The sequence below is a fragment of the Marinobacterium iners genome (assembly GCF_017310015.1).
In the GTDB taxonomy this organism is placed as follows: domain Bacteria; phylum Pseudomonadota; class Gammaproteobacteria; order Pseudomonadales; family Balneatricaceae; genus Marinobacterium; species Marinobacterium iners.
The window spans coordinates 3,758,179-3,774,308 of the sequence record NZ_CP022297.1 but is presented as its reverse complement, the minus strand read 5'-3'; the positions used below and the strand labels follow the sequence as shown (position 1 = coordinate 3,774,308).

The following is a 16,130-nucleotide window of genomic DNA, read 5'->3' as shown; positions in this document are numbered from 1 at the left end:
ACCGGGAATTTTTCCCGTCAGATACAGGATTTTTTCGCTCTGTTGCGGGCGTAGTACCAAAGTACGCCAGTACCGCTACCTGTTGCCGACGACAGCGTTTTGTTGCTCATCACATACTGCTGCAACAATTTTGCCAGCCCTCTCATTGGCAGAGGCTGTCCTCTCGGCAACAGGAGTGACCCATGTTTTTTCGCAAGAAACTGCTCAGCAGTGCCATCGCCTCTTCGCTGATGCTGGTCCCATTCGCCTTGCAGGCGGAGCAGGTGGACAGCATAAACACACTGACGGTTACCGGCATTTTGCCCGACCGACTGGAAGCGGTTCCCGGTTCATTTGATATTGTGGACGAGCGTGACCTTGAACGTCGTCGGCCGTTTACCGTGAAGGAAGCACTGAAAACCGTCCCCGGTATCAATGCGGTTGATGAAGACAGCTATGGCCTGGCGCTCAACATCGGGGTGCGTGGCCTCAACCCCCGCCGTACTTCCCGCACCCTGTTGATGGAAGATGGCATGCCGCTGTTTCTGGGCCCTTATGGCGACCCATCAGCACACTACTCGACCCCGCTGGACAGAGTTGAGCGCATCGAGGTGGTAAAAGGCTCGGGGCAGATACTGCACGGGCCACAAACCGTGGGTGGCATGATCAACTTCGTGACACGCCCGGTGCCGACCGATGGCTTTGAAGGCGCTGTCACTATGGACGCCGGTAATCAGGGGTTCCGAGGTGCGCATACGCGCCTGGGCTACGGAAATGACACCGGCGGTATCATGATTGATGCACTGCAGAAGCAGGGTGATGGCGTTCGTCGTGGGCATGACTTTGATGTCACCGAATTTTCCATCAAGGGGCAGCTCAACCTGACGGATCGGCAAACGCTGATTGCCAAGGTCAGTCGCTTTGAAGAAGATTCGGCCATTACCGAAACCGGCCTGGGGCAGCTGGAGTACGCTCAGGACAAATTTCAGGCACCCACCTCCGATCATGACCGTTTCGAGCATCAGCGCGACAGTGTGCAGCTGAAGCACATCTTTGATATCAACGACAGTGCCACGCTCAATACCCAAGCCTATTATGCGGATGCCTATCGCTCGTCTTTCCGGCAGGTCAATGAGCCGGGCGATGGCAGCTACATTATTGACGGTACTGCCTATTCAGAGTTGGATCGCTGTGGCACGGCGGCGACCGCTGCCAACGCAGACGCCTGTGGCGGACGTCACCGTCCCCGTGACTATGAATACTGGGGTATTGAATCCCGTTTGGACTTCAATCACACCCTGTTTGGCCTCGACAGTGATGCTGTCGTCGGCGTTCGGTACCACGAAGAGGACATTCGTCGTCGTCAGTTCCGTGATGGTGACCCGCGTGCTCGCGATCTGGACTGGCTCAAGTCCTTTGGCACGGACTATCTGCGTGAAGATATTCGCATCGATGTCGAAGCGATCTCCTACTTCGCCCAAAACACGTTCCACCTCGGTGACTGGTCCTTTACTCCCGGTGTTCGAATCGAGGATCTGAGCATCAAGACCGATGTGGTCTGGGCGGAAGGCGACCCGCAGGACATTCGTCAGACCAACCGTTCAACCGATGTTCTGCCAGGCTTCGGTATCGCCTGGAATGGCATCGACAACACAACCGTTTTTGCCGGTGTACACCGCGGTATTGCCCCTCCGCGCCCTGATCGTGATTTGGGAGAGGTGGGTGATGGTGTGGTGCTGTCCAAAACCAGCCCCGAAAAAAGCACCAACTGGGAACTGGGTTTGCGCAGTGACTACTTCGATGGTGTCTCCCTGGCGGGAACGCTGTTCTATACCGATTTCCAGGAGATCGTAATTCAGGACAGCGGCCGTTTCTTCAATGCCGGTGAGTCGGAGCAGGCAGGTATCGAGTTGGCGGGCCGAATCGATTTCGGCACCTTCTATGACAGTGCTCACAACGTCTATTTAACGGGTTCCTATACCAACCTGTTCAAGGCCGAGTTCAGCAAGGCCGTACCGTCGGAGAATATTGCAGCGGGTAACCGCATGCCGTATGCCCCCCGTCACATGGCCTCACTCAGCCTGGGTTACGAAAACCCATACGGGTTGGATACCCGCATCGGTGTGGACTACATCAGCCGACAGTTTGTGGATGGCGAGAACACGCGTGTCGAAAGTGCCAATGGTCAAGAGGGCATGATTGACGGCTACAGCCTCTGGAACGCTTCCATCAACTACACAAAGCCCGGCAGCGATATCACCCTGTTCGGCAGTGTGTACAACCTGACCGATCGCGAATATCTGGTCAGCCGGGTGGATGGCAAGGTGGCGGGGCGTCAGCGTCAGTTCTTTGCCGGTATTCGCTACGAGTTTTAGCCCCTTGAGCCTTCAGCCGCCAACTCTGTTTCCCCGGGGTTGGCGGTTTTTTCACTATTGGCTTAATTTTTTGTTGCAAATAAGAATGATTATATTTAAGATTACTCTCGTTCATTGACAGGTCTAGCTCACTGTAGGCACTGCAGATGTGTGCCGAAGGTGATTGGCGCCGCTTCCTCCATCTCCCCGGGGGAAGCGGCATTTTTTTTGTTCGTTTTCGTTCAACTTCACTTGAACAGCCTCCGTTTGACCTCTTCCTCCTGAGTGCCTATTATCCGCGGCTTGCTTCCGGTGTACTGAACAGCTGTTCAGGACTTAAACGGGAAGTTGGTGCGCATCGTTTTATGAAAGTCGATGCAATGCCGACGCTGCCCCCGCAACGGTAGAGGCGTGAGGCGATGACGACAGGCCACTGTATCGATCCGATATGGGAAGGTGTCATCCCTCCTGACTGCACAGTCTGACGCCTGAGCCCGGAGACCGGCCAGAAGTGATCATTCATCCATCAGTGTGCGGGTGGCACACATGAGAAAGGTCTTTCCCATGCCGAAACGTTCCACGTTGGCGCTGGCCATTACGCTCGCGCCCAGTATTGCCTTTGCTGCTGAAACCTCGCTTGATGAGCAGCTGAAACTCTCCACCATCGTGGTGACCTCTTCCCGCCAGCCACAGCTGCAGCAGAACACAACTGCCGCTACCCAAGTGTTCACTCGTGCGGACATTGAACGCCTGCAGCCTTCAACCGTTGTTGAGCTGCTTGATCGGGTACCCGGCGTACAGATGACCCAATCCGGCGGTCGCGGCAGTATGACCAGCCTGTACATCCGTGGCACAAAATCATCCCAGAGCCTGGTACTGATTGATGGTGTGCGTATCAACGGCGCCGACAGCGGCAGTGCCGCGCTGGAAGCACTGTCGGTTGATCAGATCGAACGCATCGAAGTGTTGCGAGGGGCCCGTTCCGCCATTTACGGGGCAGATGCCATTGGCGGTGTGGTTCAGATCTTCACCCGTCGTGGGGAAGGAGATGGCCTGCGTGCCCGTGTACATCTGGGCTACGGTACAGAGCAAACCTGGGAGCGCAGCCTCGGGCTGTCAGGTGGCAATGCTGATACGCGTTTCAACCTGAGCCTCAGTAATGACGAGACCAATGGCATTAACCGCACTTATGAAGCCACCGGCCCGGACAGTGACCGTGATGCCTATCGCAATACGGCTGCCAGCTTCAACCTCAACCACCGTTTCAGCGACCGGTTTGACGCCGGCGTCAGTCTGCTGGATCAGCGGGGCGAAAGCGAATTCGATCTGAGCTGGGGCGGTGACTATCCCTATAATGATTTCCAGCTGAGCACCGCGTCCGTTTATGCCAATCTGCAGGTCAGTGAGCTGTGGCACAGCCGTCTGGAATTGGGCCATGCAGAAAACCGCAGCTGGACGCGATTTGACGATCACGCCGGCAGTGATGCCTTCAATACCTATCGTGACAGCCTGGCCTGGCTCAACACCCTGCAGCTGACCCCGGCACAGCAGTTATTGGTTGGTTTCGATGGACATAAGGAGCGTCTAAACGGCAATGACAGCTTCGCTGAAACCAGCCGCTGGAATCGGGCGGCGTTCGTTCAGCACCGCTATGATCATGCACGCTTCAGTACCGAAGTTGGCCTACGGCATGACGATAACGAACTGTACGGCAGTGAAAATACGCTGAGTGCGGCACTGACCTGGCGACTCAATCAAGACAACGATTTGATCGTCTCCTACAGCGAAGGCTTCAGGGCACCCACGTTCGTGGATCTGTACTACCCGGGCTATGACAATCCTGCCCTGCAGCCCGAAACCTCAAAGAGTTATGAGCTGCAGTGGCGCAGCCGACTGGGGCAGAGCACCGAGCTGCAGGCGTCTATCTATCGTACCGATATCGATAATGCGATTACGCTGGATTCGACCTTCACTCCGCAGAATATTGGCACTGCACGTATCAATGGTTTCGAGGCACGCCTGCAGCACGAACTGTTCGGCTGGCAGACCGCATTGGCGCTGGAGCTGGTCGACCCTGTTGATCGGGATACCGGCAAGACTCTGGCCCGGCGTGCCAAGCGCAGCCTGAGCCTGGACCTGGATCGCACGTTCGGAGATCTGTCTGTGGGCGGCAGCTGGCAGCTGGCCGACAGCCGCTGGGATGATGCCGCCAATACGCGTGAAATCGCCGGCTATGGACTGGTGAATCTGCGCAGCCGCTGGCAGCTGAACCCTGAACTGGCGCTCAAGCTGAAAGTTGATAACCTGTTCGATAAAGAGTACGCCACCGCGCTGTACGGTGTGGGCTGGCCCTCAACCTATCACCCCTATCGTGAAACAGGACGCACAGCATTGTTGTCACTGACATGGACACCTGCACTCTGATTCTGGAAACGGCATGTCTGGCCTGATGCTCCGCTGCTTGCGGGGCTTCGGGCGGTCTCTGTTGCTGGGGCTGCTGCTTGCCAGCGCCAGTGCCCAGTCAGCCCCCCAGCGCATCCTGTCGCTGGATCTGTGCATGGACTGGCTGTTGGCGTTGCATGCAAAACCTGAGCAGGTTGCCGCCTTGTCGCCAACTCATCGGCGCTATCAGCTGCCTTTTGATATGCCTGACTGGCCGCTGCACGATGGCTCGCTGGAGCAGATTTATCAATTGCAGCCAGACCTGATTCTGGTGGGTGAGTACAACGCATTGCTGTTGCGTCGCCGTCTTGGGGCGCTGTCCCTTCCGGTGGTGGACCTGTCCCTGCCGACCAGCCTTGCTGAAATCGAGGTCTATGAGCGTCAGTTTCTTGAGCTTATAGGCCAGCCGCCCTCGCGGGCACGACCGGCTCCAGCACCTGCGCAGCCAGCGGGTGATGCGCCTCGGCTGTTGCTGCTGGGCGCCAACGGCATCGGTACGGGCGCAGGTACCTTTGAAGACCAGATTCTGCGTCAGGCGGGTTGGCACAACTATCTGCGTGATGCCGGTTATGTCCGCCTTGATCTAGAGCAGTTGGTAGCCGATCCGCCTGATGCGATTCTCTGGTCGGCTCCGGCGAGTCCATCACTGGCGAGCCGGTTTGCTGAGCATCCGGCCCTGCAGCAGGTTGTCACCCAGGAGGGATGGCTGAGCACCGACTACTGGCGCTGGCAGTGTCCCGGCCCCTGGACCTGGGAGCTGATCGAACAATTGAAACGGAAGCGAGTGCAATGAACGGGATACTGGCGTTGCTGGTGCTGCTGACGGCGCTGCTGTCACTGGCCACCGGCAGCACCGATATAGCACCTTTGACGGGCCTGCTCGACTGGGCACGAGGGGTGCAGAGCATTGATGCCATTGTCAGCGGTGAAATTCGCCTGCCACGCACCCTGTTGGCACTGTTGGTCGGTGCTTCGCTGGGGCTCAGTGGCGCTGCGTTGCAGGGGCTGCTGCGCAACCCGCTGGCAGATCCGGGGCTGACCGGCGCCAGTCAGGGGGCGGCACTGGGTGCAGCCTGCGTGTTCTATTTTGGTCTGTTTCCGGCACTGGGTGTGGCGGCACCGGCACTGGCGGGGCTGGTGGGCGCAGGATTGGCGCTGCTGATCATGCTGCTGCTGGCAGGCCCCGCCGGGCAGGCGATGGTGATCATGGCGGGGCTGGCCATCTCGACGCTGACCGGCGCGCTGCTGGCAGCGGTGCTCAATTTTGCCCCCAACCCTTTCGCCATGCAGGAGCTGGTGTTCTGGCTGCTGGGCTCGGTGTCCGAGCGCGGGCTGGATCATCTCTGGTTGCTGCTGCCCGCATTGCTGGTCGGTGGCGGTCTGATCTGCAGTCAGCGGCGTCTGCTGCTGGGACTCAGTCTGGGCGAACAGGTGGCACAGAGCATGGGGTTGTCCCCCCGGCGCGGAAGCCGCCTGATTGTGCTGGGCGCTGCGTTGTTGGTGGGCACCTCGGTAGCCGTGGCGGGAGCCATCGGTTTTGTCGGCTTGATTGTGCCGCATCTGGTGCGGCCCTGGGTGCAACACCGGCCCGACAGAGTGCTGTTGCCCTCGGCCCTGCTGGGTGCGGTGCTGGTGTGTCTGGCGGATATCGTGGTGCGTCTGCTGCCGCCGGGGCAGGAGCTGAAACTGGGGGTGCTGACCTCTCTGATCGGCGCCCCCCTGTTCATCTGGCTGGTATGGAAGGAGCGCCGACGATGGATCTGATTCGGGTAGAAGCTCTGTCGCTGGCACAGCGTCTGGTATCGGTCAGTCTGGATCTACAACCGGGCGAGCTGCTGGGCATTATTGGCCCCAATGGTGCCGGCAAATCCTCTCTGCTGGAGTCACTGGCCGGCATCCAGCCCTGTTCCGGCGTGATCAGTTTCGAAGGCAATAACCTGAGCACGTTTGAACCGCTGGAACGGGCGCGCAAGATCGCGTTTCTGCCACAGCGATCCATGGCGGCCTGGACCTTGAGTGTGCGTGATGTGATCGCGCTGGGGCGTCTGCCTTGGGGGGATGAGTCAGCGCAGATTATTGATCAGGCGGCACGCAGTACCGGCGTAGACGAATGGCTGAACGTACCGGTGGATCAGCTCTCCGGCGGCGAGCAGGCACGGGTCTGGCTGGCACGACTGCTGGCAGGGGAGCCGCGCGTTATTCTGGCCGACGAGCCTTTGGCCAGTCTGGATCTGTATTATCAGCAGCAGGTGCTGAAACTGCTCCGCAACTACACCAGTCGAGAACGTGCCGTGATCCTGTCGCTGCATGATTTGTCACTGGCGGCGGCGTGGTGTGACCGGCTGGTATTGATGGACGCTGGTCGTGTCATTGCCGTGGGTACGCCACAGGCGGTACTGACGACGGAAAATCTGCGTCAGGTGTTCCGGGTCGAGGCCGAAATTGATTTCAGCGCCGCAGTGCCACTGCTGCGCATGCAGGGGAGAGAACCCATATGAGCATTGCCAACAGCCGCGATCTGGATGAACTCTGTTACCCCTTCATCCATGAAACCTCCTGGCTGTGTGATTATGAACTGCTGACCGACGAACTTTGTGCCCAGATTGGGGCGGTACTGGCGGCGCTGCCGAATGAGTGGGATGACCTGCGCCAGGATCTTGAACAGCTGCAGCCGCTGGTGTTGCACGCCAACGGCTCAATTCGCGGCCGGCTGGCCCTAAAGGAGGCTGACCTCGTCTGGCTCAAGTCGAGACTGCAGCACTTTCGCCAACAGCTGGTTACGCCACCACAGGGGTTTGTGTTGCCTCGGGGCTCAGCACCGGTGCCTCAACTGCATATCGTGCGCTCCAACTGTAAAAAAGCGATTCGGGCGCTCGTGCGCGTTAGTGAAGAGGGGCGGGAGGTGGCGGATATTCTGCCGCGCTTTTTGAACCTGTTGTGCAACTTCAGTTTTACCCTGACACTGGTGATCAACCAGCGCCGGGGCGAAGCGGAGACGGCGTTTGCCAGCCTCAGTTACGGGCCGGTGAAACCGGCATCCGGTCAGGTATAGAGTGACCGAAGCCTGGGCTGTTTTCCGGTGTTATTGGCATTGACACCAGAACAGTCTGAACCGATGCTTGTTGCAGTGCACAATACAAGGGGCTGCGCATGTCTGAAGTGAAACTGAATCTGGCGTTGCAGGGGGGAGGGGCTCACGGTGCCTTCACCTGGGGGATGCTGGATCGTCTGCTGCAGGAAGATGACATCCGCTTTGACGGCATCAGCGGTACCAGTGCAGGCGCCATGAACGCCGTGATGCTGACGGCGGGCTGGCAGCAGGGCGGCGCGGCGGGTGCGCGCGCATTGTTGTCGGAGTTCTGGCACCGATTGATGTTGCCCGACAGCTTTGACCCGGCGGGATGGAGCCGTCACTGGCCAACCTGGTGGAGTGGGGTGACCCGGCACCTCTCCCCCTATGACCTGAACCCGTTTGATATCAATCCACTGCGAGACCTGCTGAATGATCTGGTCGATTTTGATCGGCTGAGGCGTGATGCGCCCTTTCAATTGTTCATTGCCGCCACCGAGGTCGAAACCGCCAAACTGAAACTGTTTCGTGAACACGAACTGAGCACTGAGCACCTGCTGGCGTCCGCCTGCCTGCCGGCGCTCTATCAGGCGGTGGAGATTGAGGGCGCGCATTACTGGGATGGTGGCTTTGCCGGCAACCCGGTGGTGTACCCGCTGCTGTTCGACTGCAAAGCACGCGATCTGCTTCTGCTGTTACTGCACCCGCAGCAGCCGGCTGCACCGCCGGTCAGTGCCCAGGCCATTGCCGACCGGGTGGCTGAACTGGGGTTTCAGACCACCTTCATGCGCGAGATGCGGGCGCTGGCGGCCATGCATCAGCGGGCACGTCGCTCGCCCTGGCGGTTGGGGCGGCCTGAGCGCCGGATACGGCAGATGCGGCTGCACGTGTTGGGGCCTGATGAGGGCTTGAGTCAGCTGCACCGAAGCAGCAAGCTGGATGTGCGGCCTGATTTTCTGCTTGAGCTGATGCAGCGTGGTCAGGCGCAGATGGACCGCTGGCTGCAGCAAAACCGCTCGGCGCTGGGGCGTAGCAGCAGCTGCGATATTGAAGCCGAATTTCTCTGACGCCCGCTGCGGCAGGTACAATCTCTTTTTTATCGGCAATACAGGCAGATACAAGGCAGATGATCAGATTGATTCTCGGAGGCGCTCGTTCCGGCAAAAGTCGGCAGGCGGAGCAGTTGGCACAGGCCTCGGGCCTTGAGGTGATCTATATTGCCACTGCACAGGCGCAAGACCGCGAGATGCAAGAACGCATCAACCGCCACCGCGATGATCGTCCCCATCACTGGACAACCATTGAGGAGCCGTTGCAGCTGACGGACGCGATTCTGTCACACCAGGCGCCTCACCGCTGTCTGTTGATCGACTGTCTGACCCTTTGGGTTACCAACCAGTTGCTGGCCAAGGCTGAAATGCACGCCGAACGGGAAGCGCTCTGTGCGGCCCTGCGCAATGCCCGTGGCGACATCATTCTGGTCAGTAATGAAACCGGCATGGGTATTGTCCCCATGGGGGAGTTGAACCGTCGTTTCACTGACGAAGCCGGCTGGCTGAATCAGTCCGTGGCCGCGCTGGCTGATCAGGCCCTGTTGATGGTGGCGGGGATACCGATGCGACTGAAGGGGGCGGGACTGGAGGTGTCTGCATGAGCTGGATAACCCATGCGATCAAGCCGATTGACACCCAGGCTGTTGCGGCGGCACAGGCACGCCAGCAACAGCTGACCAAACCGGCAGGCTCGCTGGGCCAGCTGGAACAGCTGGCGATTCGATTGGCCGGGATGCAGGGCAAAGCCTGTCCGCAACTGCAACGGGTCAGCATCGCCGTATTTGCGGCCGACCATGGTGTTGCAGTCGAAGGCGTGTCCGCTTATCCACAGGCGGTCACCGCTGAGATGATTCGCAACTTCTCCCGTGGCGGAGCTGCCATCAGTGTGGCGGCCCGGGTACTGGGGGCCGAGCTGCGAGTCTGGAATCTGGGTACCGTGGTGGAGCTTGAGCCTTTGCCGGCGGTTGAGCCCCGCGTGATTGCAGCGCAGAGCGGCAATCTGCTGCATGAGCCTGCGATGACGGCAGTACAGTTGCAGCAGGCGCTGGCGGCAGGACGAGAAGCGGTGCTGCACACCCCGGCCGAACTGTTCATTGGCGGCGAAATGGGCATTGGCAATACAACGGCGGCCACGGCACTGGCGGCGATGCTGCTGGAAAAGCCGGTGGCGGAGCTGGTGGGCCCGGGCACCGGGCTTGATTCGATGGGCATGGCGCACAAGTGCCGAATCATAGAACAGGCTCTGCTGCGTCATGGCCACAACAACGGAGACACGCAAGAGCCAATGACCATGTTGGCCTCGCTGGGCGGGTTTGAAATTGCAGCGTTGACAGGGGCTTACGTTGCCTGCGCTCAGGAAGGTCTTGCAGCACTGGTGGACGGTTTCATCTGCACGGTTGCAGCTCTTTTGGCCTGCCGGATCAACCCGGCTGTCGCTGACTGGCTGATTTTTTCCCATCATTCGGCAGAGCCGGGATACAGACATTTGAGGCCTGCATTGCCATCACCGCCCCTGCTGGATCTGGGGTTGCGCCTGGGTGAGGGCAGTGGCGCCGCCACGGCAGTGCCACTGTTGCGTATGGCCTGTGAACTGCATGCCGGTATGGCAACCTTCGCTGAAGCGGCAGTGTCGGAGAAACCGAGTTGAGCGTATTCAGAATAGATCTGCTGCGTCATGGTGAAACCGAGGCCGGTCAGTGCTTTCTGGGCCGTACGGATGCGGCCCTGACCGATAGGGGCTGGCAGCAGATGCACGCAGGTTTGGAAGGGGTAAGGCCTGAGGATTATGAGGGGGTTTTCAGCTCACCTCTGCAGCGCTGTTCTGCTTTTGCCGAGCAGTGGGCCGGCTCTGATGGCTTTGTGACTGACGCTCGCTTGAGAGAATACGATTTTGGCCAGTGGGACGGGCACACGGCGGCCCACATTCACGCAACCGATCCGGCTGCACTGGGTCGCTTCTGGCAGGATCCCTGGCACTGTCCACCGCCACAGGCCGAATCACTGGCCGATTTTTTTGTTCGTCTTGAAGCTCTGGTGGATCAACTTCAGCAGGAACATTCCAGTGCCGTGCTGCTGATCTGTCACGGCGGTGTCATTCGTGCCTTGCACTGTATTCTCAACGGGCTTCCGGTCAGTGAAATGTTCAGTTTTCCGGTAGCGCATGGCAGTTTGCATCGGCTGCAAGATGCACGCCAATGAAAACTGGGTGGCAGGCGTTACTCTGTGCGCTGCAGTTTCTGACCCTGATTCCGGTGCGTTTGGCTGTACCGCCCGATGAGCGAACTCAGGCGCGGGCTCTGCTGTTTTACCCGCTGGTGGGCGGGTTGATCGGGCTGTGTTTGCTGCTGCTGGGTACTGTTTTGCAGGGGGTACCGACCGGGCTGAGCGCGGCACTGCTATTGCTGGTTTGGGCCGGGCTGACCGGAGGGCTGCATCTGGACGGGCTGGCTGACAGTGCCGATGGCTGGATGGGCGGACTGGGCAGCCGAGAGCGTACTCTTGAAATCATGAAAGATTCTCACCTGGGGGCCAGTGGAGCGCTGGTGCTGATACTGGTGTTACTGCTGAAGTGGAGTGCGCTCGCCGCTCTGTTAAGTACGGCCACGTTGTGGCCTCTGCTGCTGGCCCCTGTAGCGGGTCGTGGTGCTGCGCTGTTGCTGCTGGTCACCACCCCCTATGCCCGACCCGACGGTATCGCGTGTGAAATGCTGCCCCTGTTGCAGCGTCGGCATGCATTTTGGGTGTGTGCTGTCGTAATACTGCTGTCGGGCCTGTTCAGCCTGTGGTTGCCACTATACCTGTTGCTTGTCGGTGCGGGGCTGAGATGGCTGATGCTGCGCCGTCTGGGTGGCACCACCGGTGACACCGCCGGAGCCTCGATCGAGTTGATCGAAACCCTGTTGCTGGTGCTGGCCGTGATTATCCAGAGCGACACTGGTGGTTAATTAATGCTCTGGCGTATAGTCTTGTAGAGGTCCCCCAAGTAAGCAGGGAAGATGCAGTGAGAAAACCCTTGTCCACTCCGATGCTGCGGTACGTGATGCTGTTGGCTGTGACGCTGTCCAGCGCCTGTATGGCGACACCCGACAGAGTCGTGCGGGTAGGCGTGTATGAAAATGAACCCAAAATCATGCCGGCAGCTGATGGTCGGCCCAGTGGGCTGTTGGGCGACTTGCTGCAGGCAATAGCTGAACGTGAAGGTTGGCAACTGGAACCGGTACAGTGTGAATGGCAGCGTTGCCTGAGCTTGTTGTCACAGGGCGATATTGACCTGATGCCGGATGTGGCCAGCAGCCCGGCGCGGCAGGAGCTTTACGACTTTCATCAGGTACCGGCGTTGCACAGCTGGTCTCAGCTGTTCAGCCGGCCCGGCAGCAATATCCATTCGCCACTGGATCTGGATCGGAAGCGGGTCGCGATTCTGGCCGATGGTGTCCAGCATGAATACCTGCAGCAGTTGATGGACGGATTTGATATCAGTCCTCGCATCATGCCGGTGAGCACCCTGCAGGAAACGTTACAGGAGTTGCAGCAGGGCTATGTGGACCTGGCGGTCAGCAACCATCTGTACGGCAACTATCACGCAGCTGAATACGGCATCATCCCGACCTCTATCGTGTTTCAGCCCAGTCGGCTTTACTACGCGGCTCCACTCGGGAAAGGGTATGAGTTGCAGTCACGAATCGACTACTGGCTGCAACGTTGGCGTGATGATGCGAACTCCCCCTACTACAACTTGATGAAACGCTGGGGTGGCGAAACCCCAGCGGCACTGGTGCCTCCTGCTCTGGTGTGGGGACTGTCGGTTTCTGCCCTGCTGCTGTTGCTGGCGCTGGCCTTTGTCTGGCTGCTGCAGCGACAGGTACGGGCACGTACCCGTGCCCTTGAGGCAAACGAAGCGCACTTGAATGACATCCTGTCCAATATTCAGGCATTTATTTACCACAAGGGCAGGGACTACCGTTACGAGTATGTAAATGCTGCGCTGTGCAGTTTCCTGGGTCGCACTGAAGAGCAGTTAACCGGGGCCAGCGACGCCGATTTCTTCGACCAGGACACCTTGCAGGATATCCGCCAGGCCGATCGACAGGTGATTGAACAGGGCAAGCGAGTGGTGGTTGAGGAAGTGATCACGCCGGTCAACTCAACCGAGCCCCGTGTGCTGATGACGGTCAAAATGCCGCTGTGTGATGCCAAGGGAAGGGTGCGCGGGTTGTGTGGCGTATCCACCGATATCACTGAACAGCGCAAGCATCAGCAGCAGTTGCACCAGTTGTCTCATTTTGACCCGCTGACCGGGTTGCCCAACCGGCGCCAGCTGCAGGAGCGGCTCAAGGTGGCACTTATGGCGGCAGAGCCCAATGGTCAGGAAGGGGCGATCCTGTTTATCGACCTGGATAACTTCCGTGACCTGAACGATGATCAGGGCCATGAGGTGGGTGACCAGTTGTTGCAGGCTGTGGCGGCACGGCTGAATCAGTTGCCGCTGGAACATTTCATGCAGGCCCGTTTCGGCGGAGATGAATTCATTCTGCTGCTGGAAGGGCTCAGCCCCTTCCGTGATCGTGCTTTGATTCAGGTGGAACAGCATGTAAACACGACATTGCTGGCGCTGAGTGAACCCTTTGAGCTGAGTGATGGCAACACCCATACCGGAACCGCAAGTATCGGCGTGGCCATGTTCTCCGATGCGCCCGGTGATATTCGTGAACTGATCAAAAAGGCAGAGTTGGCCATGTATGCAGCCAAAAGCGCCGGGCGCAGCGGATTCAGCTTTTTCGATCCTTCCATGCAGGCGCAGGTGCGGCTCAGAGCCGAGCTGGAAGCCGGCCTGCGCCGCGGGCTGGAACAGGATGAATTCCGACTCTGGTATCAGCCCCAGTTCAACCTGGAGGGCAAATTGATCGGAATGGAAGCGCTGGTCCGCTGGCAGCATCCCGCGCAGGGCATGGTCTCGCCGGCCGATTTCATTCCGGTTGCCGAAACCAGCGGTTTGATTCTGCCACTCGGGCGTTGGATCCTGCGGACCGCCTGTGAACAGCTTGTCGCCTGGCAACAGCATCCTGTGCTTGCGAACGTTCGTATCGCCGTGAATATCAGTGCCCGTCAGATGCAGGATGAGGGGTTTGTCGCCGAAGTATGTTCGATTCTGGATCAAACCGGGGCCGATGCATGTGCGCTTGAGTTGGAGCTGACCGAAAGCATGCTGGTGCAGAGCATAGAGCAGACCATCGACAAAATGCAGGTACTTCGCCAGCGAGGCGTTCATTTCGCCCTTGATGATTTTGGCACCGGCTATTCCTCCATGAGTTATCTCAAGCGCCTGCCGCTGGATAAATTGAAAATTGATCAAAGCTTTGTGCGTGACCTGATGACGGATCCCAACGATGCCGCCATTATCCGTACCATTGTGGCGCTGGGCCAAAGCCTGGATCTGTCCGTTGTGGCAGAAGGGGTCGAAACGAATGAACAAAGACAGGCACTTGTGACGTCGGGTTGCCAGGGTTTTCAGGGCTACCTGTACAGCCGACCGGGCTCGGCACAGGAGCTGGAGCGCAGTATACATGGACAGAGGTAACCCGTTGCAGGATGCATTTTTCACACGTCTGTTTCATGGTGTGAGTGATGCGATTTATGTGATTGACCCCGACAGCTCATCGATACTTGCGGCCAATGAGGCGGGCTGTCGAGCGTTGGGCATGAGCCCAGAGGAGCTGATTGACCAGAGCGTACTGAGTCTGAATCAGGATGTGACCGGCCCCAACCAGTGGCGTGAAATATCGGCTGCCATTATCGCTGCGGGCAATTACACCTTCATGGGGCGGCATGTGCGCAAGGATGGCACCGATTTCCCGGTTGAGGTGGTCACAGACTATCTGGAATATAAGGGACGTGGCTATCTGGTCTCGGTGGCACGTGACCTGAGCGAGCACCACCGACATCGCGAACACCTGACGGATGATGAGCTGATTCGTGCGCTGTTGCTGAATGAGTCCAGTGACGGCCTGTGGGACTGGAACCTGCAGGACCATAGCCTCTTTCTGAGTCCGCAGTGGTTCCGCATGCTGGGCTATGGTCCGAACGAGATCAGCTCACCCACTCTGGATACATGGCGCAACTCAGTACATCAGGAAGACCTGGAGCGCGTTATCACGCTGCTGCAGGATCATCTGCAGGGCAAGTCGTCGCGCTATGAGGCCAAATACCGCCTGCGCAGCCGTGACGGACACTATCTCTGGGTACATGACCGAGGGATGGTGGCACAGCGCGATCTGGACGGTCGTCCGCAACGCATGATCGGCCTTGTGCTGGATATCACAGAGTCCGAGCATTATGCCGCCGAGCTGCTCGAGCGATCCCAGCGAGATGAGCTGACAGGGCTCTATAATCGGCGCACGGGGTATGAGCTGTTTGAACGTTTTCTGCGTGACTGCCGACGCGACAATCAGTCCCTGCAAGTGGTGATGCTCGACATCGACCACTTCAAGCCGCTCAATGACGATTATGGTCATCTGGAAGGTGATCGGGCCATTCGACATGTGGCCGATGAACTGCGCCGCAGCCTGCGCGCTGATGAGTGGCTGTTCCGCTGGGGAGGCGAAGAGTTTCTGCTGCTGTTCCCGGGGATGGATCGCAGCTCCGCTCACGGCATGATGCAACGCCTGCTGAAACACTTCAATGCCGTACCCTTTGTTACCCAAGGGGGGAAGTCGCTGGAACTGACCTTCAGCGCGGGCATCAGTGGTTTTCCGGAAAACGGTAACAGTATCCGTCAGCTGGTGGGGGCCGCAGACCGCGCCATGTATCGTGCCAAATCATCCGGGCGAAACCGGGTAGAAGGATAGGCTGAGAGTCTTGATCCGAAAACGGCAGGCTTACATCTACTGGTCATCATAATGAATGATCGACAACAGCTGGATCGGAACTTCCAGCAACTCTTCAGGCCCGTGGGGAATCTCTGCATCGAATGAAAGCGCATCCCCGGGCTCCATGTCGTACAGATGGTTGCCGTGCCGGTAGCGAATCTGTCCCTGCAGCAGGTAGATGAACTCCTGACCGGGGTGAGAAAAGGTCGGGAACACCTCGCTGGCATCATCCATGGTGATCAGAAACGGCTCGTAGCTTTTCTTCTTGCCGCGGTGGTAGCTGAGCAGCTGGTAAGTATGGCCCTTCTCGGTCCCGCGGCGCACCACCTCCATCCCTTCACCTGCCTTGGGGAAGCTGCGAATAAGT

At 58.7% G+C, this 16,130-nt stretch carries 14 protein-coding genes and 1 riboswitch; of the genes, 13 read left to right on the top strand and 1 reads right to left on the bottom strand.

What is annotated here, in order from left to right; all coding sequences use genetic code 11:
* Nucleotides 1–182 precede the first annotated feature (182 nt).
* From CFI10_RS17725 to CFI10_RS17665, 13 genes are all read left to right on the top strand, one after another.
* Nucleotides 183–2,354: a TonB-dependent receptor family protein gene (locus tag CFI10_RS17725; RefSeq protein WP_206837156.1), complete on the top strand. Its 2,172-nt coding sequence runs from the start codon at nt 183–185 to the stop codon at nt 2,352–2,354.
* 272 nt (nt 2,355–2,626) lie between these two features.
* Nucleotides 2,627–2,857: riboswitch (cobalamin riboswitch) on the top strand.
* Between the two features lie 22 nt (nt 2,858–2,879).
* A complete protein-coding gene (locus tag CFI10_RS17720) occupies nt 2,880–4,757 on the top strand; it encodes a TonB-dependent receptor domain-containing protein (RefSeq protein ID WP_206837153.1) in 1,878 nt (625 codons plus the stop codon).
* A 13-nt stretch (nt 4,758–4,770) separates the two neighbouring features.
* Nucleotides 4,771–5,568, top strand: a complete 798-nt coding sequence (locus CFI10_RS17715; protein ID WP_242530048.1) for an ABC transporter substrate-binding protein — start codon at nt 4,771–4,773, stop codon at nt 5,566–5,568.
* Nucleotides 5,565–6,539 carry a FecCD family ABC transporter permease gene (locus tag CFI10_RS17710; protein WP_206837150.1) on the top strand — a complete coding sequence of 325 codons (975 nt, stop codon included), beginning with the start codon at nt 5,565–5,567 and terminating at the stop codon, nt 6,537–6,539. Before CFI10_RS17715 ends, CFI10_RS17710 begins: the two co-directional genes overlap by 4 nt.
* Complete coding sequence (locus CFI10_RS17705) at nt 6,530–7,273, top strand: ABC transporter ATP-binding protein (protein WP_091827710.1); 744 nt, start codon at nt 6,530–6,532, stop codon at nt 7,271–7,273. Before CFI10_RS17710 ends, CFI10_RS17705 begins: the two co-directional genes overlap by 10 nt.
* Nucleotides 7,270–7,827: an ATP:cob(I)alamin adenosyltransferase gene (locus tag CFI10_RS17700; RefSeq protein WP_091827709.1), complete on the top strand. Its 558-nt coding sequence runs from the start codon at nt 7,270–7,272 to the stop codon at nt 7,825–7,827. The genes CFI10_RS17705 and CFI10_RS17700 overlap by 4 nt, the downstream gene beginning before the upstream one ends.
* 98 nt (nt 7,828–7,925) lie before the next feature.
* Entirely contained in the window at nt 7,926–8,912 is a 987-nt protein-coding gene (locus CFI10_RS17695; protein WP_206837147.1) for a patatin-like phospholipase family protein, read from the top strand.
* A 59-nt stretch (nt 8,913–8,971) separates the two neighbouring features.
* On the top strand, nt 8,972–9,499 hold the full coding sequence (gene cobU / locus CFI10_RS17690; RefSeq protein WP_206837144.1) for a bifunctional adenosylcobinamide kinase/adenosylcobinamide-phosphate guanylyltransferase: 528 nt from the start codon (nt 8,972–8,974) through the stop codon (nt 9,497–9,499).
* Nucleotides 9,496–10,545, top strand: a complete 1,050-nt coding sequence (gene cobT / locus CFI10_RS17685) for a nicotinate-nucleotide--dimethylbenzimidazole phosphoribosyltransferase (RefSeq protein WP_206837141.1) — start codon at nt 9,496–9,498, stop codon at nt 10,543–10,545. The genes cobU and cobT overlap by 4 nt, the downstream gene beginning before the upstream one ends.
* Nucleotides 10,542–11,096: a histidine phosphatase family protein gene (locus CFI10_RS17680; RefSeq protein ID WP_206837138.1), complete on the top strand. Its 555-nt coding sequence runs from the start codon at nt 10,542–10,544 to the stop codon at nt 11,094–11,096. The genes cobT and CFI10_RS17680 overlap by 4 nt, the downstream gene beginning before the upstream one ends.
* Nucleotides 11,093–11,842, top strand: a complete 750-nt coding sequence (gene cobS, locus CFI10_RS17675; protein ID WP_206837134.1) for an adenosylcobinamide-GDP ribazoletransferase — start codon at nt 11,093–11,095, stop codon at nt 11,840–11,842. Before CFI10_RS17680 ends, cobS begins: the two co-directional genes overlap by 4 nt.
* A gap of 56 nt (nt 11,843–11,898) precedes the next feature.
* Nucleotides 11,899–14,475, top strand: a complete 2,577-nt coding sequence (locus CFI10_RS17670; protein WP_242530047.1) for an EAL domain-containing protein — start codon at nt 11,899–11,901, stop codon at nt 14,473–14,475.
* Nucleotides 14,462–15,742: a sensor domain-containing diguanylate cyclase gene (locus tag CFI10_RS17665; RefSeq protein ID WP_206837131.1), complete on the top strand. Its 1,281-nt coding sequence runs from the start codon at nt 14,462–14,464 to the stop codon at nt 15,740–15,742. Before CFI10_RS17670 ends, CFI10_RS17665 begins: the two co-directional genes overlap by 14 nt.
* A 36-nt stretch (nt 15,743–15,778) precedes the next feature.
* Here CFI10_RS17665 and CFI10_RS17660 read toward each other — a convergent pair whose 3' ends face one another.
* Nucleotides 15,779–16,096: a cupin domain-containing protein gene (locus CFI10_RS17660; protein WP_242530046.1), complete on the bottom strand. Its 318-nt coding sequence runs from the start codon at nt 16,094–16,096 to the stop codon at nt 15,779–15,781.
* Between the last annotated feature and the right edge of the window lie 34 nt (nt 16,097–16,130).